This window comes from Pseudomonas sp. FG35 (assembly GCF_057809295.1).
The window spans coordinates 1-26,226 of record NZ_JBMDJR010000020.1; the positions used below are offsets into that span (position 1 = coordinate 1).

Genomic DNA, 26,226 nt, shown 5'->3' on the forward strand with positions numbered 1-26,226 from the left:
TCGACACCGTGCAGACCTCGGTCAGCTGGACGCTGGGCGCCAACCTGGAAAACCTGATTCTGGTCGGCAGCGCCAACCTGGCCGGTGTCGGCAACGCCCTCGGCAACACCCTGATCGGCAACGCCGGAGACAACGTGCTCGACGGCCTGGGCGGTGCGGACATCATGAATGGCGGTGCCGGCAACGACACTTACCTGGTAGACAATGTCGGTGACGTCGTGATCGAGACCGGTACTTCCGCCTCTGAAATCGACACTGTCATGTCGTGGATCAGCTACAGCCTGAGTGCCAACGTAGAAAACCTGCTGTTGCTGGGCGGGGGCAATTTCAGCGGCACCGGCAATGCCCTCAAGAACAATCTGGTAGGGAATGCCGGCAATAACATCCTTGATGGCGGAGCTGGGGCCGACCTGCTGACCGGCGGAGCCGGTGCCGACACCTTCGTGTTCTCGGCAGTCAATGAGATGGGAACCGGTGCCAACCGTGACGTCATCACGGACTTCAGCAGCCTGCAGGGCGACAAGATCGACCTGAGCAAATTCGACGCCAACCTGTTGAGTGCCGGTTTCAACGGCTTCAGCTTCATCGGCGCGAATGACTTCACCGGCGCAGGCCAGTTGCGCTTTGTCGATCACGTGCTGTCAGGCAACGTCAGCGGCAACGCCGGTGCGGACTTTGAAATCCAGCTGGTGGGTGTGAACAGTTTCAGCGCCAATGATCTGGTGGCCTGATCTGCAAACATGATCTGAAACAGGTCAGCCCGTAAAACAAAACGCCCCGACTGGTTCGGGGCGTTTTGTTTGGTAGGTGCCTGTACCGATCAATTCAAGACCCCCAGATCCTTGGCACGTGCCACTGCCTGCGTACGTCGCTCGACTCCGAGTTTGCTGTTGATGTGGCTGGCATGGGTCTTCACGGTATGCAGGGAAATAAACAGCTGATCGCTGATTTCCTGGTTCGAGCAGCCTTGTGCAATCAACCGCAATACGGCCAATTCACGGGAACTGAGCTGCTCGGTCGCAACGGATTCCGCTTGCGAGCGGACGCTCGCCTGCGGAAAGTGCTCCAGCAACTGCTGGCAAAACGCGGTCGCTGCGTTCAGTTGCAATTGCCCGCGCAACCACTCCGAATGCTCTTTGAGCAAGATTTCGAAAGGTTGCAGCACACCGCCTGCAGCCGCCTCCAGCGCCTGCCCCAAAGCCTTGCGAGCCTCGGACTCGCGCCCGCCTGCCAGTAAAAGCACAACCTTTTGCGTCAACGCCATCACGCTGAGCAGTTGTCGTCCGGTTTGCTGACCGTTTTCCAGCAAGACATTCAATCGCCCTTCGGCGAGCATGGGTTGTCCCTGAATGACATCCAGCAGCGCCTGCTGCAATTCGACGTGCAACGGCAATTGAGGGTGGAACTCCGGCGGGGCGGCCGCGCGCTCGCCGGTATAGGTCTGACCCAACCGCGCCAGCCAGGCCTCGGCCAGATCAATGCGCCCCTGGGACAGCCACAGTTCGCATTTGACCAGCGTGATCATCGCCAGATAGTAGATCGGTGGAACGTCCCAGATGTGCATCAGGCGTTCGGCTTCTGCCAGCTCGGCGAAGGCCTTGGCAAAATCTCCGCTGCTGCCCTCGAGCCGGGCGATCACGCAGTGGCCGATCAATACGCTGATATCACGACAGGCCCGTGCCTCGCTCAAGCCAGCCTGCAATCGCGCCCGTGCCACTTGTGGCTGCAGACGCATGGCCAGCAGGAAACCTTCATACAGCGTCAGCCGGGCACGGACTGCGTACAAGCGTTGTGCCGACAGCCCCCGCAGACGTTCCAGTCCCTGACGCACTTCATCGAGCGCACGCAGAATCTCGCCGCGAGCCTGCAGGACGCGGGCGCGATCGTAATGTGCCAACGCCTCGAACAACGGATTGCCGACCCGCTGCGCCAGTTCCAGGGATTCGCGGTTCAAGCCTCGGGCACGCCACAGATCGCCATCGGCGATCGCCAGGTTGGATAAAGTGGAAAGGCACATCAGACGCTGGCCGTAACGCTTGGCCGGCAAGCTTTCCAGCGCTTCACTGCAATACTCGATGGTCTGCTGGCGGTGCCCTCGCCCACGGGCGATGATCCCCTTCAGCGCCAGCCATTGGGCAAGCATCGACTTCTGCGCTGTCGCTGAGGGTGCCGGCAGAAACCGGCTCAGATGACTGGCAAGTTCTTCGGCAGCATCGAGCTGACACGCCAACCCCAACGCCCAGCTGTACAGCACGATCAGACGCGGGGTGCTGATCAACAGGCTGTCGGGCAAGTCCATCTTCCAGCGAAGCAGCATTCCAACATTCTGCTCGGCGAGCAGTTGTTCTTCGGACAGGTTCTGGACCAGGTTCGCCGCCACGTCCAGATGCCCTGCGCGCAAGGCCTGCTCCACGGCTTCATCCAGCAGCCCCTGCGCATTGAACCAGCGACAGGCGCGCAAGTGCAGCGTGGCAGCCGGGACTATCGCCCCGGTGATCGGACGACTGCGCAACAGATCGGAAAACAGATGGTGATAGCGATACCAGTGCCCGTGCTCGTCCAGGGGCACCAGAAACACCTGATGCGCCAGCAGGAAACGCAGGATTTCAGCACTGTCATGGGCTTCGCGCACAGCGTCGCACAGCTCGCTGCAAAAACGCTCCTGCGGCGCGGTGTCGTAGAGAAACGCCTGCACTTCGGCTGGCAGGCAATCGATGACTTCCTCCAGCAGGTAATCGCGGATCAGCCCTTCCCCGCCATTCAGCGCCTGAGGCAACACCGAGTCCCCTCCGGCTTCGGACTCGGCCAGCAGCCAGAATCGCAGGCCGGCGACCCAGCCTTCACTGCGCTGTATCAGGTTTTCCAGCGCCTCGCCACGAAGGGAGCTACGGTGCCGGTCGAGTAATGCCGAGGCTTCGTCGTGGGTCAGGCGAAGGTCCTGTTCGTGCAGTTCCAGCAATTGCCGCGACAGGCGCAGGCGAGCCAGGTGCCAGTCCGGCCGTTGCCGGCTGGTGACCATGACCAGCAGACCGTCGGGCAAATGGTTGAGGAAAAATTGCAGGCAACGGTCGAGTACCGGCCCTTGTGCGAGGTGATAGTCGTCCAGCACCAGCAACAGGGGTGAGCACGGTTCGAGATGCTGAGCCAGCTCATCGAGCAGGCCGTCGAGCCATTCCTCGAAGGCGAACGGCTGATGACGCTGGCGCATTTTCAGCAGCCCCAGTGCCCGACTGCCCAGTTGCGGAAAGTAATCCTGCAAACCTTCGAGCAGACGCTCGAGAAAACGCCCCGGGTCGTTGTCCCGCGGGCTCAACCCCAGCCACAGGCTGTGCCAGTTCGCCGGCAGGCTTTGACAGAACTCCACGGCCAGCGAGCTTTTGCCGAACCCGGCCGGGGCGCTGACCAGCAACAGACGTCCACCGAGCCCGGCTTGCAGGCGCTCGCACAGTCGTGGCCGCATGACGTAGCCGTCAGGCAGTGGCGGGCGAAAAAAACGCCCGTCCAGTGCCGCGACGGCAACGCTTGCGGGACCCGGAAGTGGGGACAGATCAGTCATGGCCGGCTCTTGTTCGTATGGCTGTTGGCGGCGTAGCAGATGCCCGCAGACTAGCCTTAAACGGAGCGGTTATGAAGGTCGTTGCTACAAATGGCTACAAAAAGGCTACGAAAAAAGCGACAGACAAAAAACGCCCCGAACCTGTCGGGGCGTTTTCACGAGGATGCGGCCTCGATTTACAGGAGCTTAGCGAACACCATCCTGACGCAGGGCGGCCGGGGTGAAGTCGCTGGTGGTGGCAGTGAAGCCGAAGTCATACGCCGACTTCTCTTCGTTCTTCATGCCCAGCGCCAGATAGCGACCGGATTGCAGATCGTAGAGGGTTTCCAGGGTGTACCAAGGCACCTGCACGTTGTAGTAGTTCTGGGAGTGGGCTTCCGCCACGCGCCACAGTTGGTTGCGACCATCGTAGTGATCGATCACCGCCGCTTGCCAGGTGTCCTCGTCGATGAAGAAGTCACGCTTGGCGTAGATGTGGCGCTGACCTTCCTTCAGCGTCGCGGTCACATGCCAGACGCGACGCAGTTCATAACGCGCCAGATCCTGGTTGATGTGCCCGGCCTTGATGATGTCGGTGTACTTGAGTTTCGGATCGTCGAGCTTGTAGCTGTCGGAGGCGATGTACATCTCTTGCTTGCCGACCAGTTTCCAGTCGTAACGGTCCGGCGCACCGTTGAACATGTCCAGGTTGTCGGAGGTACGCAGCCCGTCCGCCGCAGTACCCGGGCCGTCATAGGACACTTGTGGTGCGCGGCGCACACGACGCTGACCGGCGTTGTAGACCCACGCCGAACGCGGTTCCTTCACCTGGTCGAGGGTTTCGTGCACCAGCAGCACGCCACCGGCCAGACGTGCCGGTGCGGTCACTTTCTGCTTGAAGTAGAACAGGATGTTGCCCGGGTTCGCCGGATCGTAATCCTTCATCTTGTCGCGGAACACGAACTGGTCCTGGAAATACACCAGGCTGAACGAGCCGTTCGGTTGCGGCGTGGCCTGGGTCACCAGACGGGTCACGCTGCCGCCGCGATAGCGGGTGATGTGGTTCCAGATGACTTCCACGCCGGTTTTCGGAATCGGGAACGGCACGGCGGTATCGAAGTTTTCCAGACCGTTGCCACCCGACACCAGGGTCGTGGTGGTGGCGTTCTTCTTGATGGCGGCGAATACCTCATCCGGCACGGTGGCGCCGCGATGGGACGGGTAGACCGGCATCTTGAAGGTGTCAGGGTAGCGCTGGAACATCGCGTACTGACCCGGCGCGAGCTTGGCCTTGTACTGATCGACGTTCTGCTTGGTGATGGTGAACAGCGGTTTTTCGCTGGCATACGGGTCTGACAGGAAGCCTTTGCTGTCGACGGTGCCGGCATTCTTCGGCATCGGTTTCCAGGCCGGGATCGAGCCGTCGGCGTTGCCGGCCATTTCGGCGCCCATCGGGGTCAGGCTCTTGCCCAGTTTGTCCGCTTCGGCGGCAGGCACCGCCGCCATGACGCCGGTCGCCAGCAGCGACAGGCCCAGAACACCGGCGTGGAACAGACTCTTTGTTATTTTCATAAATTCGTTCGTCCTGAAATGCAGTGCTTAGAAGTTCACGCCGAAGCTGAGCGCCACGAAGTCGCGGTCATCCACGGTGGTGTACTTGCCGTCGAAGAAGTTGGTGTAGGCCAGACTCGCGGTGTAGGTGTTCTGGTACTCGGCATCGACGCCCAGACTCACCGCCTTGCGACCTTCCTCGAAGTTGCCGCCAGGGCCTGGCGAGTAACCGCTGACGTCGTGGGACCAGGCCACGTTCGGCTTGAGGTTCACGCCGGCGAACACGTCGTTGTATTCCCAGATGGCGCGACCGCGATAACCCCACGAAGTCGAGGTGGTGAAGCCTTCGTCGGTGCAGTTGCGGCTGCGGTTGTTCTGCGGCGAGCCGGGACCCGCACCATTGATGGTGCTGGCGTTGAGGATGTTGGCGCAGGTGTTGGCACCGCCCGTGGCCGGCAACTCGCCCGGACCGTAGACCGGGTCACGGCCGTAACGGACGTCGGAGGTGCTTTCCAGGCCGCCGACGTGAGTCACACCCACTTCGCCCACCAGGGTCAGACGGCTGGCGCCCATGACCTGATCGAAGAAGTGCGTCAGGGTGGTCTGGAACTGGGTGATCTCCTTGCGACGGTAACCGTGCAGGTCCTGGCCAGGCACACCGGTCAGCAGCGACGCATTGGACAATGCACCACCCAGCGGACGTACACCGGCAAACAGGATGTCGGTGGAATTCAGTTGCACCGGCGCGTTCGGACGGTAGCTGATTTCGCCACTCCAAGCCGTACCGGTAGGCAGGGTGGTGGAGAAGCTCAGGCCATACAGGCGAATGTCTTCAGGGTATTCAACGAAGTACTGCGAATTGCCGGCCACCAGCAGTGGTGCAAGCGCAGCGAACGGCCCCGGCAATCCCCTGGCGGTGTTGTAGACCGACTGTGGCGCCCCCGTAGCGCTGAAGATCGGCGCACGGCTGTGGTAGTTCATGAAGTACGCGCCGAACTCGGTATCGAGCGGGTCGAACATGTATTTGAAGGACGCGCCCCACTGGCCGCTGTCCCGTGCATCGCGATCGCCTCCGCGACGCACCAGTACGCCTTCCTGGTTGACGTCCACACCGTTGGCCGCCAATGGCCCCAAAGCAATGGCAGGAATCGTCGAACGCTTGTTCAGCACGCGCAGGTTGCTGTCGCAACCGTCGGCAATGATGTCCGGCTGGGAGAAGAAGGTGCCGCAGTTGTCGACGACGGTCTGGTCCCACTCAAGCTGATAGAACGCTTCGGCGGACAGGTTGTCGGTCAGGCTCTGGGACACGTAGAACATGTTGACCGGGATCAGGCCTTCCTTGATCTCGGCGCCCGGACGACGGAACGCAGACACGTCGATCGGGTTGATCGAGTTGATGCCGCCGCCGATGAAGGTACTTTCACCCCAGCTCACCACCTGCTTGCCCAGACGCACGGAGCCAGGCTGATCGGCAATCGCGTAGTTGTGGTAGACGAAGGCATCGAGGATCTGACCGCCGGCGGACTTGGCGCCTTCCTTGCGGTTGCTGTCGCTGATGTCCTTGAACTCGCGGCTCTCGTCCTTCAGTTCGAAGTCGTACCAGTACTTGCCTCGGACGAATACGCCGGTGTCGCCGTATTTCAGTTCGAGGTCATGGATGCCCTTGAAGATCTTCGAGAACGTTTCGCCGCTCTTGAAGTTGGCATGGCCGTCGTCGGAAGTCTGGGACAGACCGTGACCGCCGTTGTTGACGCCGATGAGGTTCTTGTTCGGGCTCTGGGTGGACCAGCTGGCACCGATCGACAGGGAGGAGTCGAACTGGCCTTCGATTTCACCGACGTTGAAACTGACGCCGAATGCGGGCCCGGCGAGCGAAGAAGCAAGACTGACGGCCAGAGGCAGCTTTGCCCGGCGCCAGAACTGGTTTACTGAGGTCATCGACGCTACTCCATGTGCATTATTGTTATGGCAGTGAGTACTTTTAAAAACGCCTGAAGGACCGGGTGCCAGAGGCTTCCCGAAATCGCTTCAATGTTGCATCGCCCCGTTTGTGCGTGTGCCCCGTTCTTAAAAATCCTTGAGCGGACTATAGCCAGCAGGTGGTACTGCTTGATCCCTCTAAAGTGTGATTTGCAGCTGCCGGCCACTCTGGAACAGTCCTTTCGCCAGTCCGACACATGTCGGCACGGCAAGGATGGCTGAAAATTCGAATTTCACAAGCCAAGCGCTTGCTTGGTGGGCCTGGCGCGCCGTTTTCGGCGCGCCAGGGGACGCTCAGAGCGTCGAGAGGAAGGTGCTGTTGTTGGCCTGCCATTCGGTGATGTCGAGGCGGATGCGCTTCTTGTCGAGCTTGCCGACACTGGTCTTGGGAATTTCAGTAACAAGGGCGATCTGACTTGGTATCGCCCACTTGCTCAAGTGCCCCAGTTCAACGAACGGCTTGAGGTGTTCCTTGAGCTCGCGCGCCCCGATGGCGTGACCTTCACGGACCACCAGCAAGGCAAACGGGCGCTCGCCCCACTGCGGATCGGCGATGCCCACCACTGCTACTTCACGTACCGCGACGTGGCGGCTGATCAGGTCTTCGAGGTCCAGCGAGGAGATCCATTCGCCGCCGGTCTTGATCACGTCCTTGATCCGGTCGCGGATATCGATCACACCCATGGCGTCGAGCGTCGCTACGTCGCCGGTGTGCAGCCAGCCGCCGGCCCACAGCTCGGCGCCCTTCTGCGGTTCGTTGAAGTAGCCCTCGGTCAGCCACGGTGCGCGCAGTACCAGTTCGCCCTGGGTCTCGCCGTCTGCCGGGAGGAAATTGCCCTCGGTGTCGACGATCGCCGCTTCGACCAATGGCCCCGGCACACCGGCCTTGATCCGGTAGGTGGTGCGCTCGTCTTCGGTGCCGGCCATCAATTCATCGTTCAGATGCGCACATGAAACCAGAGGCCCGGTTTCCGACATGCCATAGGCAGCCGTCAGCTGAATGCCCTTGCTCTTGGCCGTTTCATACAGCGTGCGATTGAGCGCGCTGCCGCCGATGACGATTTTCCAGCCGCCGAAGTCGGTGCCTTGCGCGCCCTTGGCGTTGAGCACCATCTGCAGGATAGTCGGCACGCAATGGGAGAACGTGACCTTTTCCTTGCGCCACAACTCGACCAGGAATTCCGGGTCGTAACGCCCCGGATAAACCTGTTTCAGCCCGAGCATGGTCGCCACGTAAGGCAGGCCCCACGCATGCACATGGAACATCGGGGTGATTGGCATGTACACGTCGTTGGTGCCCAGCAGCCGCACGCTGTCGATGGCGCCCATGATGGTCGACACGCCCATGGTGTGCAGCACCAGTTGCCGATGGGTGAAATACACGCCTTTCGGATTGCCGGTGGTACCCGTGGTGTAGAACGTGGTGGCGACCGAGTTTTCGTCGAAATCCTTGAAGTCGTACTGCGGACTCGCGGCCGCCAGCAGTTGCTCGTACTCGCCCACCAGATTCGGCAGATCCGCGGTTTTTTCCGGCAGATCGGTCAGCAGCAGGGTTTTCTCCACCGTGGTCAGGTGTGGCGCAATAGCCTGGTACAGCCCGACGAACTCGCTGTTGACCAGCACGAAGCGGTCCTCGGCGTGGTTCATGGTGTAGAGGATCTGTTCCGGCGACAGGCGCACGTTGATGGTGTGAATCACCGCGCCGATCATCGGGATCGCAAACATGCACTCCAGGTAGCGATGGCTGTCCCAGTCCATCACCGCCACGGTGTCACCGGCCTTTACGCCAGCAGCCGTCAGTACGTTGGCCAGCCGCGCGACCCGCTCGATCAGGGTCGGGTAGCTGTAGCGCAGCTGGTCACGGTAGATGATCTCGCGGGTTTTCTCGTAACGGGCACCGGACATCAGCAGCCGTTTAATCAGCAGTGGATACTGGTACGCCCCTTCGGCGGGCGGAATAACGCGAGTCTGCAACATAAGAATCCCTTTTCTGACTGCACGGTGTTGGCTTTGGAGTTTCGTACTCTAGAACCCTTATACGTCAGCCAAATCAGCCAAAGGAATGATTTGCAGAGCCGTACAAATGCTAGCTTTGCGCCAGCATTTGCCGAAACAGATGACAGCGCAGAAGGATCAGTGCATCTCGGTGAACGCGAGTTTCACGCCAATCGCGATCAGTACAGCGCCCATGGTGCGGTCGAACCAGTGGCCCATACGGGCGAAACCGGCGCGCACGCGCTGCTGGCTGAACAACATGGCCACCAGGCAGAACCAGGTCGCGGTCGCGACAGCCAGATAGATCCCGTAACCAGCCTGGACTGTCAGCGGGGTGTGCGGGTTGATCACCACGGTGAACAGCGACAGGAAGAACAGCGTGGCTTTCGGGTTCAGGCCGTTGGTCACGAAACCCGAGGTGAACGCGCCACGAGCGGTGCGTTCGCCGACCTCTTTGTGCAGATCATCGGTGACGGTTTTCGCCGGTTGCGCGCGCAGGGCCTTGAAGCCGATGTACAGCAGATAAGCGGCGGCGGCCCATTTAAGGGCGTTGAACAACACGATCGATTGGGAAACGATCAGTCCGATCCCTAGCAGCGAATAACCCACGTGCAGGAAAATCGCCGTGCCCACGCCCAACGCGGTCCAGGTCCCGGCGCGTCGACCATGGGTCACGCTTTCGCGCACCACCACGGCGAAATCAGGACCGGGGCTGGCGACGGCCAGCAGGTGGATCAGGGCAACGGTCAAGAATTCGGTCCAGTACATGGGGGCTCCTTTCGGCCAAGCGTAACGAGTTGTTTCATCTGGTAGGCTCGGCAGATTACGCCTTCCCTTCAAAGCACAACAGGTACAGTTGATGACGAACGCCCACCGCGCCGTATTCCTCGATCACCCGTCGCTGGATCTTGGCGATCTCGATCTGAGCCCTTTGCGTGACTGCTTCAGCGATCTGCAACTGTTCGCCCAGACGTTGCCTGCGCAGGTTGCCGAACGCCTGCAAGGTGCGACCGTGGCGATCAGCAACAAGGTCCTGATCGACGCCGCCGCCATGGCCGCCAACCCACAGCTGAAGCTGATCCTGATCACCGCCACCGGCACCAACAACGTCGATCTGGCCGCCGCCCGCGCCCACGGCATCACCGTGTGCAACTGTCAGGGTTACGGCACGCCGTCGGTGGCGCAGCACACGATCATGCTGTTGCTCAACCTCGCCACGCGTCTGGCCGATTATCAAAAAGCCGTCAGCCAAGGCCGCTGGCAGCAAGCGAAACAGTTCTGCCTGCTGGATTACCCGATCGTCGAGCTGGAAGGCAAAACCCTTGGCTTGCTCGGTCATGGCGAACTCGGCGGCGCGGTCGCGCGACTGGCCGAAGCCTTCGGCATGCGCGTGTTGCTGGGGCAGATTCCGGGGCGCCCGGCCCGTCCGGATCGCCTGCCACTGGAAGAATTGCTGCCGCAAATCGACGCCCTCACCCTGCACTGCCCGCTCAACGAACACACCCGGCACTTCATCGGCGCCCGCGAACTCGCCTCGATGAAACCCGGCGCGTTCGTGGTCAACACCGCCCGTGGCGGACTGATTGACGAACAGGCTCTGGCCGACGCCCTGCGCAGCGGTCATCTGGGCGGCGCGGCCACCGATGTGCTGAGCGTCGAGCCGCCGACCAACGGCAATCCGCTGCTGGCCGCCGACATCCCGCGCCTGATCGTCACCCCGCACAACGCCTGGGGCAGCCGCGAGGCGCGGCAGCGAATCGTCGGCCAACTGGTCGAAAACACCCAGGCGTTCTTCAGCGGTAAGGCGCTGCGGGTCGTCAGTTGATAAACTGCGGCACTTTTTTTCACAGGAGCAGTTATGGATCCGCGCAGTGAAGTACTGCTTCGTCAGGCCGAGTTATTCCAGGGTTCGGTGTTGCTGGCCGGTTTGCCTGCCGATGATCTGCTGGGGCGCCTGCCCGATGCGTTTGGCTGGTGCTGGCACGCCGGCGATCAGGCTGCACTCGATGCGCGCTTCGAAGGGCGCAGCCATTTTGGCGTGAACGTGCCGGAGCGCTCGTTCGACACCGCCGTGGTGTTCCTGCCCAAGGCCAAGGATCTGACCGATTACATCCTCAATGCCGTGGCTTCGCGTCTGGCCGGACGTGAGGTGTATCTGGTCGGGGAAAAGCGCAGCGGCATCGAGGGCGCGTCCAAACAGCTCAACCCGTTCGGCAAACCACGCAAGCTCGACAGCGCACGACACTGTCAGCTGTGGCAAGTGACGGTGGCCAACGCACCTGAAGCCAAACCGCTGGAAAGCCTGGCGCAAACCTACGAACTGCCGCTGGCCGAAGGCCCGTTGAAAGTCATCAGCCTGCCGGGCGTGTTCAGCCATGGCCGACTGGATCGCGGCAGCGCCCTGCTGCTGGAACACCTGGACAAACTGCCGAGCGGTCATTTGCTGGACTTCGGTTGCGGCGCCGGCGTACTTGGCGCGGCGGTCAAGCGTCGTTACCCGCACAATCAGGTCACGTTGCTCGACGTTGATGCCTTCGCTGCCGCCAGCAGCCGTTTGACTCTGGCAGCCAACGGTCTGGAAGCCGAGGTGCTGACCGGTGACGGCATCGACGCCGCGCCGATGGGTTTGAACGCGATTCTGAGCAATCCACCGTTCCATGTCGGCGTCCACACCGATTATTTCGCCACCGAGAATTTGCTGCGAAAAGCGGCCAAACATCTGAAAAACGGCGGCGAACTTCGTCTGGTTGCCAACAGCTTCCTGAAATACCAGCCGCTGATCGAGGAGCATCTCGGAGTCTGTGCGATCAAGGCCGAAGGCAATGGTTTCCGGATTTACCGGGCCAAGCGCGGCTGAAAATTAGCACTTGCCGAATGGATTACGCCTAGGCAGAATCCGCTCCGTCCTAGGGGAGTAGTCTCCCACGAGCGCCAAGCTCGTCCGGCATACGTCAACATACTTGATCCTCAGATCATGGCGTATGCGACCCAAGCGTCCGCACCAGACGGATCGCAGGGTTTGACAAGACCTATGACACGCACACCTTACCCGGGGCGGGAAGGCTGTACGTGTCATAGCCGTGTCGACCCGCCCCTTAGGAAATCCTGATGCTGGACTCGTTACTCGTTCCCACCGCAATCGTTGCCTTGGCCGAAATCGGCGACAAGACGCAACTGCTCGCGCTGATTCTCGCCGCTCGCTTCCGCAAACCCTGGCCGATCATCGCCGGTATCGTGGCTGCGACCCTGGCCAACCACGCGGCAGCCGGTGCGGTCGGCGCCTGGTTCGGCAGTTTCTTCTCCGATTCGGTCCTGCACTGGATTCTCGCCGCGAGCTTCGCCGCCACCGCCCTGTGGACGCTGGTGCCGGACAAGATGGATGACGATGAAGCCAGCACCGCCCGCAAGTTCGGGCCATTCCTGACCACGCTGATTGCGTTCTTCCTCGCGGAAATCGGTGACAAGACTCAGATCGCTACCGTAATGCTGGCGGCGCAATACCCGGAGCTGTGGCTGGTGATCATCGGTACGACGGCGGGCATGCTGATCGCCAACGTGCCGGTGGTACTGGCGGGTAATTTTGCAGCGGAGAAACTGCCACTGACCCTGATCCGTCGACTGGCCGCCTCGGCGTTCCTGATCCTGGCGATCGTCGCGGTGTACAAGGCGATGCAGAGCAGCGGCTGGGTTTGATTCCGCTGACCGCTCCCGCACTGAGTGCGGGAGCGGTCCTGGCCTCAGGACTTGGGCGCTTTCTCGTAAAGCGGCATGACCTTCGGAATCGCCGCCTGCAAGGCAGCGGTGCGACTGCTGGAGGACGGGTGAGTGCTCATGAACTCCGGCGGCGCGCCTTCAGAGGCCTTGCTCATCTTGTTCCACAGGGTAATGGCAGCATTCGGGTTGTACCCAGCACGCGCGGCCAGTTCCAGACCGATCAGGTCGGCCTCGTTCTCGTTAGCGCGGCTGTTGGGCAGCGTCATGCCGTAGTTGGCCACGGTGTCGGCCAGCGCCAGGCTGTCCTGCCCCAGGCCGAGCAACGCACCGGCGCCCTGCTTGGCCATTTCGATGCCATAAGCCTTGGACATGGCTTCACGACCATGCTCGCGCAGGGCGTGGGCGATTTCATGACCCATGACCGCGGCGATTTCATCGTCGGTGAGTTTCAGGCTGTCGATCAGACCGGTGTAGAAAATGATCTTGCCGCCAGGACCACAATTGGCGTTGAGCTCGTCGCTCTTGATCAGGTTCACTTCCCACTGCCATTGCGCCGCATCCGGACGGAAGTTCGGCGCCTGAGCGATCAAGCGGTTGGCAATCGCCTGAACACGTTTGGCATCGTTGCTGGTCTTGTCCAGCACGCCTTTGCTGGACGCTTCGCCCACGGTCTTCTGATAGGACTGGGCATACATCTGGTCGACCTCTTGCGAGGACAGCATGCTGAACATGTACTGCTTGCGCTCGACGCCCACGGCACCGCCGCTGGTGGTGTTGACCGACTGACAACCGGCCAGCAACAGCGCTGCGCTCAGTGCACTTACAACCAATGTCTTGTTCATTCAAAAGCTCCCTGAAAACCTGCCGCGTATCCTAGGCGGGTAATGGTATCGACGCCAGATACAACGGACGTGTTGCACCTGATTTCAGAAGACCTCCTTCTGACCTGTAGGAAAACATTCATATCCACCGACAAACCCGCTGCAACTGCGTCGCTCACTGATCCATTTGCGACATTGCGCTGCAATTACTCTCTCTATACCTCATGGCTCAATAGTGGCTGCCGATACAACAGCGCAGACGTCCTCTCGCGTGCGGAGCTCCCATGAAGTTCAAGTCGATCCAGTTTTCCGTGGCAGCCCTGGCCGGCGCCATCGTGCTCAGCGTAGTCGCTGCGCTGGTGCTGTATGCGCTGTTCTCCGGTGCCCGCACCCAGGAAATGGTCCAGCAACGGACTCAGGCCCAGTTCGAGCAAGTCATCGAACAGCGCCTGACGTCGCTGGCGCAGACTCAGGTCAGCCAGATCCAGCGCGAACTGGAAGCGCCGCTGCTGATTGCCGGCGGACTGGTGCGCGTCAACGCCCTGCTCGGCACACCGGGCGCCGACGGCCAGCCACGCCTGAACGTCAGCCGCGAGCAACTGATCAGCCTGATCAAGGAAAACGTCGAGAAGAATCCGAAGATTCTCGGCACCTACATCGGCTGGGAAAAGAACGCACTGGACCACAATGACGCGGCCTACGTCGGCACTCAGGTTGTCGGGATCGATCCCGCCAACGGGCGCTTCCTGCCGTGGTGGTTCCGCAACGACGACGGCACCCTGGGCCTGGACAAACTGGTGGACGTCGACGACCAGAAAGTCCTGTCCACCGGCGTGCGCGCCAGCGAGTACTACCTGTGCTCGAAAGAAACCAAAAAGTCCTGCGTGATCGATCCCGCCCCGTACAAGGTCGGCGACAAGATCGTCATGCTCGCCTCCTTTATTGAACCGATCATGCTCAACGGCGCCTTCCAGGGCATCGTCGGCGCCGACCTGTCGGTGAACTTCATCCAGGAAATGCTCCTGGGCGCTAACCAAAAGCTGTACAGCGGCGCCGGGCAAATGGCCCTGATCGGCAGCAACGGCCGGATCGTCGCCTATACCAAGGACCCGGGCAAATTCGGCGAGAAGGTCAGCGACATTCTCGACGCCCAACAGATTGCCAACATGGCCAATCTCAAGCGCGGCGAAGTGACTTACACCGTCAATAAAGAGCAAGGCCGGATCGAGTTGTATCTGCCGTTCGGCATCGGCCAGACCGACGCGCGCTGGACACTGATGCTGCAACTGCCGCTAGACGCGGTGATGGCTGATCTGCAAAAGCTGCAAGGCGACCTCGATGCCCAGCGCAAATCCGACACCTTCGGCATGGCCATGGTCGGCCTGATCATCGCCGGCCTCGGCCTGCTGGTGATCTGGCTGGTGGGCCACGGCATCGCCCGTCCGCTGAAGCAAATGGTGACCATGCTCGATGACATCGCTCAGGGCGAAGGTGACCTGACCCGTCGTTTGACCAGTGATCGCAAAGACGAACTCGGCTCCATCGCCAAAGGCTTCAATACCTTCCTCGCCAAATTGCAGGGGATGATCACGCAGGTGGTGGCGTCGGTACAGAGCGTCAGCGATTCCTCGGAACACACCGCGGACATCGCGATCCGTACCAATATCGGCATACAGAAACAGATGGCCGAGATCGATCAGGTGGCCACCGCCGTGCAGGAAATGACCGCCACCGCCCAGGACGTCGCGCGCAACGCGACCCAGGCGGCACAAGCCGCCAGCCATGCCGATCAGGCCGCCAGTCAGGGCATGCAGATCGTGCGTGACACCTCCAACTCGATTGGCGTGCTGGCCGTGGAAATCGGCAAGGCCGTGGACGTGGTGCAGACCCTGGCCAAGGACAGCGAAAACATCAACGCGATCCTGATCGCCATTCGCGGGATCGCCGAGCAGACCAACCTGCTGGCCCTCAACGCGGCGATTGAAGCGGCCCGCGCGGGTGAACAAGGACGCGGTTTTGCGGTGGTGGCCGATGAAGTGCGCAACCTGGCGCAGAAAACCCAGCAGGCCACCGAAGAAATCCAGAGCATGATCCAGCAACTGCAACAGGGTACTCGCGATGTAGTGCGGGTCATGGAAGACAGCCAGAACCGCACCGACGAAAGCGTGCAACACGCGGCCAAGGCAGCCGAAGCGCTGGAAACCATCACCCAGGCAGTGTCGGTGATCAACGACATGAACACCCAGATCGCCAGTGCTGCCGAAGAACAGAGCGCGGTGGCCGACGACATCAACCGCAACGTGATCAATATCGGTCAGGTGGCCAATGAAGTGGCGGGTGGTGCGGATGAGTCGAGTTCGGCGAGTGCGGATCTGACCAAACTGGCGGAGCAGCAGCGGCGGTTGATCAATCAGTTCAAGGTGTAAAGACGCCGGAAGGTCCTTCGGACCTTATCGCGAGCAGCGACACATCAGGCCGGAGTCAGACACTCCGGCCCGTTGAGTTTCGGATCATTGACCAGATTCGCCAGCACCCGCTCGCGCAAGGCGGCGGGCTCGCTGGCAAGCAGGCCTTGCAGAACATGCAGTGGCGTCTCGGGATCAAGCCACGCCGCCTGCCCCGCCTCATCAAGAATCAACGGCCGGCGCTGACTGGCCGCCGACTGGGTGATCACAGCCGTGCTAAGCCACACCTGTTCCTGCACCGGATACGCCTCCCAGATCGCCGCAAAAAACAGCGAAGCCCCTTCTCCCGGTGTCAGCCAGTACGGCCGTTTGCGCACGTTGCCGCGCCATTCGTAGAAACCGTTGGCCGGCAGCAGGCAGCGCCGCAGCCGCAGGGCCTCGCGGAACATCGGCTGTTCGGCGACGGTTTCGGCCCGAGCGTGGGCCGGCGTGCGCGACAGGTCGGTCAGCCACGGCGGTGTCAGCCCCCAACGGGCACGGGCGAGCGTGCGCTGGCCGTCGGGCTCGGCGCGCAGCATCAGCACCGAATCGTTGGGGGAAATGTTCCACTGCGCCTGCTGATCGGCGGGAAAACCTGGCAGGTTCGCAAAATCGCGGTTCCAGCGAAACAGGGCATAACGTCCACACATGGGGCAGCACGACTCACAAATAAAACGAACGCCAGCCTAACAGACCAGCGTCCCGGGATAGCTGTCCGGTTCATCGCCGGGCAGCGGCAGCGCGGCATTGTACGCACTGATCAGCTCGCGGGCGTATTCGGCCTGGTCGTTATCCACCGACAGACCCAACAGGCCAAAAATCGGCAACTCCCCCGTGCCGCCCAGCAGATCGCGCCCGACCAGATGCGCCTCGATGCCTTCGCTGGCGAGCATGCCCTTGAGCATCTCGCCTTCCATCAGGTTTTCCGGCTCGTAGATTCGCTGCATGGCCGCGCCTCACTCGTTTTCGCTGAAGACTTCCAGAAACCAGTCCTCTCCATGGACCTGCAATACAAAGGTGATCGGCCGACAACACACCTGACAGTCTTCGATATAGGTCTGGTCGCCAGCGGAGAGATCCACGGTCGTCTCGACCTCTTCACCACAATACGGACATTCATATACTGCGCTTTCCAGCATCGCGGTCTCCCGGGTGACTTGTGCGTATAATCGCCGGTCTATTTGCAGGGCTATTTTTGTCTGGCTACTTTTTCAGACCGTGCCCCGTTGGTTTTCGATCAAAACCTTTACTTACCCTAGCCGTTTCCAACAAGAGAGCATGATGGGCGAATTCGATGCCATCCGACCTTACGACGACAGCGAAGTACCTGCGGTACTGGCGCGACTGCTCGGCGACAAGGCGTTTCTAGATATCCTCACCCACTTCCGCTTCCCGCGTTTTGCCGGTGCCTTCGGCTGGATGCTCAAACCACTTATAGCCCATCGGCTGCGTCGTGAGTTCGCCGACGTGACCTCCGTGGCCACTTTGCAGGACAAGGTCGAGTTCTACGTCGACCACACCATCGAGCGCGCCACCGATGGCGTGACCTACACCGGTGTCGAGCAATTCAAGTCCGGCAGCGCGTATCTGTTCATCGCCAACCACCGCGACATCGTGATGGACCCGGCCTTCGTCAACTACGCCGTGTACCACGCCGGCCTGCCGACCCCACGCATCGCAATTGGCGACAACCTGCTGCAAAAGCCGTTCGTCAGCGATCTGATGCGTCTGAACAAGAGCTTCATCGTGCACCGTTCGATCACCGGGCGCCGCGAGAAAATGGCGGCGTATCAACTGCTGTCGGCGTACATCAACCACTCGATCCGCAACGATTGCGCCTCGATCTGGATCGCCCAGGCCGAAGGCCGCGCGAAGGACGGCGACGACCGTACCGAGTCGGCGATCCTCAAGATGTTCCACATGAGCCGCAAGGACGAGCCGTTCGGCGAAGTCATTCAGTCGCTGAACCTGACCCCGGTGTCGATCAGCTACGAATACGACCCGTGCGACCAGGCCAAGGCCCGCGAGCTGTACATCCGCGCTACCACCGGCACCTACAGCAAGGCACCGGGCGAGGATGACGTGAGCATTGCCAAGGGCATCACCGGCTACAAGGGCCGGGTGCACGTGAACTTCGCCGCGCCGATCACCGAGCTGTTCGAGGACACCAAGCAATTGGCGGTCGAAATGGACAAGCAGATTCTCGGCGGCTACCGGTTGTTCCCGGTGCATTACCTGGCATACGCGCAGTGGGCTGATGCCGATCCGCAGTTGAACGTACCGAAGGCTGCCGAAGTGTTCGGTGCCGAGGAACTGGCCAAGGCCCAGGAAGAATGGCAAAGCCGTCTGGACGCTTGCCCGCAAGAGCATCGTCCGTATCTGGTGCTGCAATATGCGACGCCAGTGCGCAATCAGTACCGGGTCAAGGCTGGCCTGCCGCTGTAAGCGGTTTCGGCAAGAGACAAAAACGGCGCCTTCGGGCGCCGTTCTTCGTTCAGAAGCGGGTACTGATCCAGGACACCAGCAATGCCAGGCCCAGGCAGGCAAAACCGAAGCGATAGAAGAAGCGGTTCATGCGCAGGGTCGCCCAATCGAGCACCGGTTCCTGATCCGGCTGACTCTGACGCTGGGCCGCGATACTGGCCATGGCCCGTTGTTCACGGCGGCGGGTCGCGTGCAGCAGCCAACTGCCGGGGAAGGCCAACAGCAGGGCCAGCAGGTTGATCAGTTTGGCGGGATGGGCGGTAAACAGCGTCATCAAATGCAGCGACATCACAGACCTCAATCTAAACCGGTATGGCGAACGCCAGACCGACGACCGCGACGCGGATTCTACCGAAATACTCCCTGACGGCCCTAGCCTTTGCGACAAATAACCCATCAATCGACCGATGGCTGTCCTGTGTCACGGCATCGTCATTTGTTTCAGTCACCCTGCGCGCCTCGAAACCGACATGGAACGCGACATGCTTCACGCTGAAAACCAGGATCGCCTGTACCTCATCTCCCCGTCCGACGAACAGCAGACCCTCGTCGGCAGCCTGGCCTTCAATGTTCAGGACCGCCACTGGCTGGTGTATTGCGCCCTCGGCGGCCATCAGCATGCGGACTTGCCCGAGACTGATTTGCTGACCGGCGTCAGCGTTCTCGACTTCTATTCACAAGCCGCCTGAACGAAAAAGCCCGGAGCCATCACTGGCCCCGGGCTTTTTCACATCAACCGAACACTTACTCGGCGAGGACCTGACCCACGGTCGGGTCCTTGAACAGACGGGTCAGCGCATCGCTCAGCACGTCGCTGACCAGTTTGGTGTTGGTTTCCTGGTTCGGCGCCATGCCGAAACGCTGGTCCAGCGAGGCACCGTAACGGCCGCTGTAGCGACGGTTGCCGCTCTGCACGTCGGAGCGGAAGGTCGCGCCGATGGTGGCCTCGGTCACGTACATGCCTTCTTTCGGCGACTGGTATTTCAGTTCAGTCAGGGTCACGGTCAGTTGTGGAGCATTCATCGCGCCGTTGGACGGGGTGAAGCCCAGCAGACGTACGGCCGCTTCGGCCTGAGCCTGCAACTTCGGCAGGATCTGCTCGCGCTGCACGGTGATGGCGCTGGTTTCCGGGTACAGGCCGCCACGGGTGCCGAGGGTTGGCGACGGACGACCGTCGACCACACGGACCACGACAGGCTGGCCATGGCCGACCGGTGCCAGCTGAGTGGTCAGCTTCGGTTCCGGGCTCAGTTGTTGCGGGCTGTGGGCGCAGCCAACCAGGGTCAAACTGGTCACAGTGATCAAACCGAACAACAGGCGTTGCAACATGCTCTTCTCTCCAGAATCAGGCACAGACAGGCCGGCAGTATAGCGGTGGGCCACTGTGGGTCACCAGCACTGAAATCTCAGACAAAACCCGCTGCCAGCGGTTCCTGTCACACATTCGTCACCCCCCATACACGTGCGCGTCACGGCCCTTTGCCAATCTTGCTCACAGATCCCTAAAAGGAGCACAGCCATGCGCTATCTGATCTCGTTGTTCGCCCCACGCCCACTGCACCGCAGCTTCGCCCTGCTCGACCACAACGGCCATTGCCAGGCCTTCAAGCAATGCAGCCTGCAACCGATGGGTGACGGCTGGGTGGAAATCGAGGAAATCCGTCTCAACTGGCTGCACCAGCCACTGCCCGCCAGCGCCCGGGTCGAACAGCAGCGCCCACGCGCACGGGCTCAGGCGATGTTGAGCATCTGACCGGATGCCTAATAAAAGTCATTAAACTCGACCAACTCCGCGCATTTCTTCGATACAATCTCCCCCCGATTATAAGGACGTCTCCTGATCGGGCCCCGCAACAGCGTCAATGCGCTTGCATTGGCATCCAAATCGCCCACAGAGAGCCGCCCACACAGATCGAGTGAAGCTGGCGTGCTTGCTGTTTCCCTGGCAAATCCCGCTTTTCGCGAATCTGCAGAGCTGTCATGACGCTCGGCCACTGAGTTGTTTGCCCCTCCGGGCACGGTGCCAGCCCCGGACAGCCCTTTTTGAGGTTCACGTCTTCAAAAGAGCGTGAAAAAAACGGGTTTTCACAACTTCACAAGAGTGTGGCGAGCAAATGAATAGTTTTGCGTCTGAACATGCACCATTAGCGTCTGAAACAGCCCAACGACACAGGAACGGGAACGCCTCGACTACCGGAGCCTGAAGCCTGTCCGCTACGGATTTGGTTGCACAAACGGATGTCTCGACCATAAGTCGAATTGCCAGCCCCGTGCCGAAATGAGTTCATGGGACTCTTTAAGCCAGGCCGCACGCATCCGTCGAAGTTGCGAAAAATTGCGAAGATTCGGACATGGCACACCTGACCAAGGATACCCGGGGCTCAACTGACCTGCCCTGGACGCCTGGCAGCCATGCCGACAATTTGGTGCTGCAGATTTTGGAGACGCGTTAAATGGCGCATAACGAAGCAGTCGACGTAGTTCTGGTTGGGGCCGGCATCATGAGTGCCACCCTCGCAGTACTGCTCAAAGAGCTCGACCCGGCGATCAAGCTGGAAGTCGTCGAGTTGATGGATTCCGGTGCCGCGGAGAGTTCCAACCCCTGGAACAACGCCGGTACCGGCCACGCCGGCCTGTGCGAGCTGAACTACACGCCGCAGGCAGCCGACGGCACCGTCGACATCAAGAAGGCCGTGCACATCAACACCCAGTTCGAGGTGTCGAAGCAGTTCTGGTCGTACCTGACCAAGAAAGGCACGTTCGGCTCGTGCAAATCCTTTATCAGCCCGGTGCCGCACCTGAGTTACGTCGAGGGTGAGAAAGGCGTGTCGTTCCTCAAGGAACGTTTCAATACGCTGCGCAAGCACCACGCCTTCGCCGACATGGAATACACCGAAGACAAGGCGAAGATGACCGAGTGGATGCCGCTGATGATGCCGGGTCGTCCGAAAGACCAGGTGCTCGCCGCCACCCGCGTGATCAACGGCACCGACGTCAACTTCGGCGCCCTGACCAATCAGTTGCTCAAGCACCTGACCAGCGCACCCGATGCCCAGGTCAAGTACTGCAAGCGCGTGACCGGCCTCAAGCGTAACGCCAACGGCTGGACCGTCAGCATCAAGGACGTCAACAGCGGCAGCAGCCGTGAAGTCGACGCCAAATTCGTGTTCCTCGGCGCCGGTGGCGCAGCCCTGCCGCTGCTGCAAGCCTCGGGCATCGAAGAGAGCAAAGGCTTCGGCGGCTTCCCGATCAGCGGCCAGTGGCTGCGTTGCGACAACCCGGAAGTGGTCAAGCATCACCAGGCCAAGGTTTACAGCCAGGCCGCCGTGGGTTCGCCTCCGATGTCCGTACCGCACCTGGACACCCGCGTGGTCGACGGCAAGAAATCCCTGCTGTTCGGGCCATACGCCGGTTTCACCACCAAGTTCCTCAAGCACGGTTCCTTCATGGACCTGCCGCTGTCGGTTCGCGCCGGCAACATCGGGCCGATGCTGGCCGTGGCGAAAAACAACATGGACCTGACCAAGTACCTGGTCAGCGAAGTGATGCAGTCGATGGAACAGCGCCTGGAATCCCTGCGTCGTTTCTACCCCGAGGCGAAAGCCGAAGACTGGCGCCTGGAAGTGGCCGGCCAACGGGTGCAGATCATCAAGAAAGACCCGAAAAAAGGCGGCATCCTGCAGTTCGGTACCGAACTGGTCGCTGCAAAGGACGGCTCTCTCGCCGCCCTGCTCGGCGCTTCGCCAGGCGCTTCGGTCACCGTTTCGATCATGCTGGAACTGATCGAGAAATGCTTCCCGGCCAAGGCCAAGGGTGAGTGGGCTGCCAAACTGGCGGAAATCTTCCCGGCCCGCGAAAAGGTCCTGGAAACCGACGCTGCGCTGTATCGCAAGATCAACACGCAGAACAACGTCGCGCTGGAGCTGGTTGAAGCCAGCAACGAGACCGAAAGCTACGCCTGATTCGGCTCCATGAAAAACGCCCCGCACTTGGTGAGTGCGGGGCGTTTTTTTATGCCTCGGGAAAACCGCGGGCTATCAGCCGCGGGCTTTCTCGATCAGCTCGATGTATTCCGCCGCGTTGCGTTGATCGCGGATCTGGTCGACGAAGGTCTGGCCGTGCTCGTCCTTGCCGTCCAGGTCATAACCGGCGGCAACGAAGAACGTCAGGAAACGCTCGAAATCGTCGATACGCAGGCCACGGTAAGCCTTGACCAGTTTGTGCAGCGACGGCGAGGTGGCGTCGACCGGCTCAAAATCGAGGAACAGCTTGATCTGCTCATCGCCGATCTCGTCACCAATCACTTGCTTCTTATCTTTACGCATTGCCGACTCCAGCTCGCAGACATTTCACGGGGCGGGCAGTTTACCCCTGCGCAGGCACAAGGCTCAACGCGAGCGCGTGCTGCCGGTGTGCAAATCGGCCCAGATGTGGCCGTTGGCGTAGGTCAGAAACTGGCAATACACGGTGTCGTTGCGCAACAGATCGATCACCACCCGGTACTGCGCCAGCGGATAAAAGAGCGTAAGGGTCTTGCTCTTGTCGTCATACACCGGCTTTTTCAGGCTTTTGCTTTCGCCATCGAAGTTGACCAGCACCTGATTGATCGTCGCTCCCTTGTTCAGGGATTTGCCTTTGAGGCGGATCATCAAGGACGAGGTGACCGGAATCGGCTGCTGATTGGACTGGCGCTGGGCCCCAACCACCACAGAATAGTCGGTGACCTGCAACAATTGCTGCTGCTCGGGGTCGGCATCGCGCAGGGTCAGGTCGTCCGGCGGCAGGAATTGGCTGTGCATCGGGGCGGCGGCCAGGGGCAGGCTAAGGGTCAGCAACAGGGCGGCGCAGCTGCGGATCAAGAGGCTCATGACAGGCTCCGGGGGCGGGGCCGAGCACTTTAGCAGCCTTTAAAGCAAAAGATCGCAGCCCGGGGCTGCGATCTTTCAGGGGTTCTTACATGCCTTTGACGGCGAAGATCCCGTTGGCGTTGCGCCAGTAGCCTTTGTAGTCCATGCCGTAACCGAAGATGTAACGGTCGATGCACGGCAGACCGACGAAATCGGCTTTCAGGTCAGGACGGGCCTTGCGATCGTGATCCTTGTCGATCAGCACGGCGGTGTGCACTTTACGTGCACCGGCGTGACGGCAAAAGTCGATGATCGCGCCCAGGGTGTGACCTTCGTCGAGGATGTCGTCGATGATCAGCACGTCACGGTCGATGAACGAGACTTCCGGCTTGGCTTTCCAGAACAGGTCGCCGCCGCTGGTTTCGTTGCGGTAACGGGTGGCGTGCAGGTAGGACGCTTCCAACGGGAACTGCAGATGCGTCAGCAGTTTGCCGGAGAAGATCAGGCCGCCGTTCATCACGCAGAACACCACCGGGTTGCTGTCGGCCAGTTGTTCGTTGATTTGTGCACCGACGCGGGCAATGGCAGCCTCGACTTCAGCTTCGGTGTACAGGCAGTCAGCCTCTCGCATGATTTGACGGATATGCTCGAGATCAGCGGACATGGCGCTCTCCAAGGGGGGTCTGTTTCGGAAAAGCGGGCAAAGGTACGCATCCCGCACGGCCGAATCAAGCATTTGTGGACTAACGTACTGTATGTCCTATAGGACATCACCCTCGGATAGATTAATCTAGGCCGGTTTTTTTGCCCGCCGCCGGAGCCTTTCCCCATGTCCATCCAAGAGATCCGCCATCCGCTGATCCGTCACAAACTTGGCCTTATGCGCCGTGCAGACATCAGCACCAAGAATTTCCGTGAGCTCGCTCAGGAAGTCGGTGCCCTGTTGACCTATGAAGCTACCAAAGACCTGCCGCTGGAAACCTACGATATCGAAGGTTGGTGCGGCACCGTGTCGGTCGAGAAAATCGCCGGCAAGAAGATCACCGTCGTGCCGATCCTGCGTGCCGGCATCGGCATGCTCGAAGGCGTGCTGAGCCTGATCCCGGGTGCGAAAGTCAGCGCCGTCGGCGTTGCCCGTAACGAAGAAACCCTGCAGGCCCACACCTATCTGGAAAAACTGGTTCCGGAAATCGACGAACGCCTGGCGATGATCATCGACCCGATGCTCGCCACCGGCAGCTCCATGGTCGCGACCATCGACCTGCTGAAGAAGGCCGGTTGCAAGGACATCCGTGCGATGGTGCTGGTTGCCGCGCCGGAAGGCATTGCCGCTGTCGAGCAAGCCCACCCGGACGTGATCATCTACACCGCGTCCATCGATCAGAAACTCAACGAGCACGGTTACATCATTCCTGGGCTTGGCGACGCCGGTGACAAGATCTTCGGCACCAAGCAGAAGGACGCGTAAGCATGCAGCAAGAGTTCAACGATCCGCTCTGGCGTACGGTGCTGTCCGGCGCACAGATGCTGTTCGTGGCTTTCGGCGCCCTGGTGCTGATGCCACTGATCACGGGCCTGGACCCGAACGTGGCACTGTTTACCGCAGGTTTAGGCACGATTCTGTTCCAGATCGTCACCGGGCGTCAGGTGCCGGTGTTCCTGGCATCGAGCTTCGCCTTCATCACCCCGATCATTCTCGCCAAGGGCCAGTTCGGCCTCGCCGCGACCATGGGCGGCGTGATGGCGGCCGGTTTCGTCTACACCTTCCTCGGCCTGGCCGTGAAGATCAAAGGCACCGGGTTCATTGACCGTCTGCTGCCGCCAGTCGTAATTGGCCCGGTGATCATCTCCATCGGCCTGGCCATGGCGCCGATTGCCGCGAACATGGCGATGGGCAAGGCTGGCGACGGCTCGGAGCTGATCCATTACCAGACCGCAATGATGATCTCGATGCCGGCGCTGCTGACCACGTTGATCGTGGCGGTGTTCGGCAAAGGCATTTTCCGTCTGGTGCCGATCATTTCCGGTGTGCTCGTGGGTTTCGCCATGTCCTTCTATTTCGGTGTCGTCGACACCGCGAAGATTGCGGCGGCCCCATGGTTTGCACTTCCTCATTTCACCGCGCCGGAGTTCAACTGGCAGGCGATCCTGTTCATCGTCCCGGTGGCGCTGGCCCCGGCCATCGAACACATCGGCGGCGTGATTGCGGTCGGCAGCGTGACCGGTCGCGATTACCTGAAGAAGCCTGGCCTGCATCGCACCCTGCTCGGTGACGGTATCGCCACCACGGCAGCCGGCCTGTTCGGCGGTCCGCCCAACACGACCTACGCGGAAGTGACCGGCGCGGTGATGCTGACCAAGAACTACAACCCGAAAATCATGACCTGGGCGGCGATCTTCGCCATCAGCCTGGCGTTCATCGGCAAGTTCGGCGCCCTGCTGCAAAGCATTCCGGTGCCGGTGATGGGCGGGATTCTGTGCCTGCTGTTCGGTTCGATCGCGGCGGTGGGGATGAACACCCTGATCCGTCACAAGATCGACCTGGGCGAAGCGCGCAATCTGGTGATCGTTTCGGTGACCCTGGTGTTCGGTATCGGCGGTGTGCTGGTCGGCACCGGGACCGGCCCGGACGACTTCGGCCTCAAAGGCATCGCGCTGTGCGCGGTGGTGGCGATTGCGCTGAACCTGCTGCTGCCGGGCAACGACAGCTGGAAACACAAGAAGGCGGATGAGCCGCTGATCTAAACTTTTAGATCTTCATCGCCTGACAGTCAGTCTTCGCGAGCAAGCCCGCTCCCACATTGAAATGCAATCAAATGTGGGAGCGGGCTTGCTCGCGAAGCTTTTGACTCCTG

General features: G+C 60.8%; 25 protein-coding genes, 1 pseudogene and 1 riboswitch. Of the genes and pseudogenes, 12 read left to right on the top strand and 14 right to left on the bottom strand.

Annotation, left to right across the window (positions count from 1 at the left end):
- On the top strand, positions 1-731 hold a 731-nt coding region (locus ACODTD_RS26375; protein WP_489105367.1), incomplete at its 5' end, for a calcium-binding protein.
- A gap of 89 nt (positions 732-820) precedes the next feature.
- Here the strand turns inward: ACODTD_RS26375 and ACODTD_RS26380 are convergent.
- From ACODTD_RS26380 to ACODTD_RS26400, 5 genes are all read right to left on the bottom strand, one after another.
- Entirely contained in the window at positions 821-3,556 is a 2,736-nt protein-coding gene (locus ACODTD_RS26380) for a winged helix-turn-helix domain-containing protein (RefSeq protein ID WP_201816474.1), read from the bottom strand.
- A gap of 186 nt (positions 3,557-3,742) precedes the next feature.
- The gene (locus ACODTD_RS26385; RefSeq protein ID WP_011335886.1) at positions 3,743-5,107 is read right to left on the bottom strand and encodes a DUF1329 domain-containing protein; all 1,365 of its coding nucleotides are present in this window, start codon (positions 5,105-5,107) and stop codon (positions 3,743-3,745) included.
- A 27-nt stretch (positions 5,108-5,134) separates the two neighbouring features.
- Positions 5,135-7,024, bottom strand: coding sequence for a DUF1302 domain-containing protein (locus ACODTD_RS26390; RefSeq protein WP_011335887.1), 1,890 nt, complete (start codon positions 7,022-7,024; stop codon positions 5,135-5,137).
- 336 nt (positions 7,025-7,360) lie between these two features.
- Positions 7,361-9,043 carry a fatty acid--CoA ligase gene (locus ACODTD_RS26395; RefSeq protein WP_201816476.1) on the bottom strand — a complete coding sequence of 561 codons (1,683 nt, stop codon included), beginning with the start codon at positions 9,041-9,043 and terminating at the stop codon, positions 7,361-7,363.
- A gap of 156 nt (positions 9,044-9,199) precedes the next feature.
- A complete protein-coding gene (locus tag ACODTD_RS26400; RefSeq protein ID WP_011335889.1) occupies positions 9,200-9,829 on the bottom strand; it encodes a LysE family translocator in 630 nt (209 codons plus the stop codon).
- Between the two features lie 91 nt (positions 9,830-9,920).
- On the opposite strand from ACODTD_RS26400, the gene ACODTD_RS26405 reads away from it, so the two are divergent.
- The 3 genes from ACODTD_RS26405 (at position 9,921) to ACODTD_RS26415 (ending at position 12,754) form a co-directional block, all read left to right on the top strand.
- A complete protein-coding gene (locus ACODTD_RS26405) occupies positions 9,921-10,886 on the top strand; it encodes a 2-hydroxyacid dehydrogenase (RefSeq protein ID WP_011335890.1) in 966 nt (321 codons plus the stop codon).
- A 33-nt stretch (positions 10,887-10,919) separates the two neighbouring features.
- The gene (locus ACODTD_RS26410) at positions 10,920-11,918 is read left to right on the top strand and encodes a methyltransferase (RefSeq protein ID WP_011335891.1); all 999 of its coding nucleotides are present in this window, start codon (positions 10,920-10,922) and stop codon (positions 11,916-11,918) included.
- 39 nt (positions 11,919-11,957) lie between these two features.
- Positions 11,958-12,082: riboswitch (yybP-ykoY riboswitch) on the top strand.
- 87 nt (positions 12,083-12,169) lie between these two features.
- The gene (locus ACODTD_RS26415; protein WP_007956837.1) at positions 12,170-12,754 is read left to right on the top strand and encodes a TMEM165/GDT1 family protein; all 585 of its coding nucleotides are present in this window, start codon (positions 12,170-12,172) and stop codon (positions 12,752-12,754) included.
- Positions 12,755-12,798: 44 nt separating this feature from the next.
- Here the strand turns inward: ACODTD_RS26415 and ACODTD_RS26420 are convergent, their stop codons facing one another.
- Positions 12,799-13,617, bottom strand: coding sequence for a M48 family metallopeptidase (locus ACODTD_RS26420; RefSeq protein WP_011335892.1), 819 nt, complete (start codon positions 13,615-13,617; stop codon positions 12,799-12,801).
- Positions 13,618-14,969: 1,352 nt separating this feature from the next.
- Here ACODTD_RS26420 and ACODTD_RS26425 point away from each other — a divergent pair.
- Both ACODTD_RS26425 and ACODTD_RS26430 read left to right on the top strand, forming a co-directional pair.
- Positions 14,970-15,164: pseudogene (locus tag ACODTD_RS26425) on the top strand (HAMP domain-containing protein); the annotation flags it as partial.
- A 114-nt stretch (positions 15,165-15,278) separates the two neighbouring features.
- A complete protein-coding gene (locus ACODTD_RS26430; RefSeq protein ID WP_373874149.1) occupies positions 15,279-16,022 on the top strand; it encodes a methyl-accepting chemotaxis protein in 744 nt (247 codons plus the stop codon).
- A gap of 44 nt (positions 16,023-16,066) precedes the next feature.
- Here ACODTD_RS26430 and ACODTD_RS26435 read toward each other — a convergent pair whose 3' ends face one another.
- From ACODTD_RS26435 to ACODTD_RS26445, 3 genes are read right to left on the bottom strand one after another with little or no spacing between them, the layout of a single operon-like run.
- Positions 16,067-16,690 (bottom strand): SOS response-associated peptidase, encoded by a 624-nt coding sequence (locus ACODTD_RS26435; protein WP_011335894.1) that lies wholly within the window; start codon positions 16,688-16,690, stop codon positions 16,067-16,069.
- 36 nt (positions 16,691-16,726) lie between these two features.
- Positions 16,727-16,987, bottom strand: coding sequence for a putative signal transducing protein (locus ACODTD_RS26440; protein WP_011335895.1), 261 nt, complete (start codon positions 16,985-16,987; stop codon positions 16,727-16,729).
- Between the two features lie 9 nt (positions 16,988-16,996).
- Positions 16,997-17,179: a CPXCG motif-containing cysteine-rich protein gene (locus ACODTD_RS26445; RefSeq protein WP_011335896.1), complete on the bottom strand. Its 183-nt coding sequence runs from the start codon at positions 17,177-17,179 to the stop codon at positions 16,997-16,999.
- Between the two features lie 142 nt (positions 17,180-17,321).
- Here ACODTD_RS26445 and ACODTD_RS26450 point away from each other — a divergent pair, with 142 nt between their 5' ends.
- The gene (locus ACODTD_RS26450) at positions 17,322-18,485 is read left to right on the top strand and encodes a 1-acyl-sn-glycerol-3-phosphate acyltransferase (protein WP_170928982.1); all 1,164 of its coding nucleotides are present in this window, start codon (positions 17,322-17,324) and stop codon (positions 18,483-18,485) included.
- A 49-nt stretch (positions 18,486-18,534) separates the two neighbouring features.
- Here ACODTD_RS26450 and ACODTD_RS26455 read toward each other — a convergent pair whose 3' ends face one another.
- Entirely contained in the window at positions 18,535-18,813 is a 279-nt protein-coding gene (locus ACODTD_RS26455) for a hypothetical protein (RefSeq protein WP_011335898.1), read from the bottom strand.
- A 193-nt stretch (positions 18,814-19,006) separates the two neighbouring features.
- On the opposite strand from ACODTD_RS26455, the gene ACODTD_RS26460 reads away from it, so the two are divergent.
- Positions 19,007-19,213: a hypothetical protein gene (locus ACODTD_RS26460; RefSeq protein WP_039766399.1), complete on the top strand. Its 207-nt coding sequence runs from the start codon at positions 19,007-19,009 to the stop codon at positions 19,211-19,213.
- Positions 19,214-19,268: 55 nt separating this feature from the next.
- Here ACODTD_RS26460 and ACODTD_RS26465 read toward each other — a convergent pair whose 3' ends face one another.
- Positions 19,269-19,853 (bottom strand): YajG family lipoprotein, encoded by a 585-nt coding sequence (locus ACODTD_RS26465; RefSeq protein ID WP_011335900.1) that lies wholly within the window; start codon positions 19,851-19,853, stop codon positions 19,269-19,271.
- Between the two features lie 190 nt (positions 19,854-20,043).
- Between ACODTD_RS26465 and ACODTD_RS26470 the strand changes: the two genes are divergently transcribed.
- Together ACODTD_RS26470 and mqo are read left to right on the top strand one after the other, a co-directional pair.
- Complete coding sequence (locus ACODTD_RS26470) at positions 20,044-20,277, top strand: hypothetical protein (protein ID WP_011335901.1); 234 nt, start codon at positions 20,044-20,046, stop codon at positions 20,275-20,277.
- Positions 20,278-20,977: 700 nt separating this feature from the next.
- Positions 20,978-22,486 carry a malate dehydrogenase (quinone) gene (gene mqo, locus ACODTD_RS26475; protein ID WP_221615246.1) on the top strand — a complete coding sequence of 503 codons (1,509 nt, stop codon included), beginning with the start codon at positions 20,978-20,980 and terminating at the stop codon, positions 22,484-22,486.
- Positions 22,487-22,561: 75 nt separating this feature from the next.
- On the opposite strand, the gene ACODTD_RS26480 is transcribed toward mqo, so the two are convergent.
- The 3 genes from ACODTD_RS26480 to ACODTD_RS26490 form a co-directional block, all read right to left on the bottom strand.
- Positions 22,562-22,849 carry a PA4642 family protein gene (locus tag ACODTD_RS26480; protein ID WP_064383989.1) on the bottom strand — a complete coding sequence of 96 codons (288 nt, stop codon included), beginning with the start codon at positions 22,847-22,849 and terminating at the stop codon, positions 22,562-22,564.
- A gap of 63 nt (positions 22,850-22,912) precedes the next feature.
- Positions 22,913-23,392 (bottom strand): hypothetical protein, encoded by a 480-nt coding sequence (locus ACODTD_RS26485; protein WP_285358763.1) that lies wholly within the window; start codon positions 23,390-23,392, stop codon positions 22,913-22,915.
- A gap of 85 nt (positions 23,393-23,477) precedes the next feature.
- Positions 23,478-24,035 carry a hypoxanthine-guanine phosphoribosyltransferase gene (locus ACODTD_RS26490; RefSeq protein ID WP_007951681.1) on the bottom strand — a complete coding sequence of 186 codons (558 nt, stop codon included), beginning with the start codon at positions 24,033-24,035 and terminating at the stop codon, positions 23,478-23,480.
- A gap of 165 nt (positions 24,036-24,200) precedes the next feature.
- Here ACODTD_RS26490 and upp point away from each other — a divergent pair, with 165 nt between their 5' ends.
- Together upp and ACODTD_RS26500 are read left to right on the top strand one after the other, a co-directional pair.
- Positions 24,201-24,839 carry a uracil phosphoribosyltransferase gene (upp, locus tag ACODTD_RS26495; protein ID WP_011335903.1) on the top strand — a complete coding sequence of 213 codons (639 nt, stop codon included), beginning with the start codon at positions 24,201-24,203 and terminating at the stop codon, positions 24,837-24,839.
- Positions 24,840-24,841: 2 nt separating this feature from the next.
- Complete coding sequence (locus ACODTD_RS26500) at positions 24,842-26,116, top strand: uracil-xanthine permease family protein (protein WP_221615244.1); 1,275 nt, start codon at positions 24,842-24,844, stop codon at positions 26,114-26,116.
- Positions 26,117-26,226 lie beyond the last annotated feature (110 nt).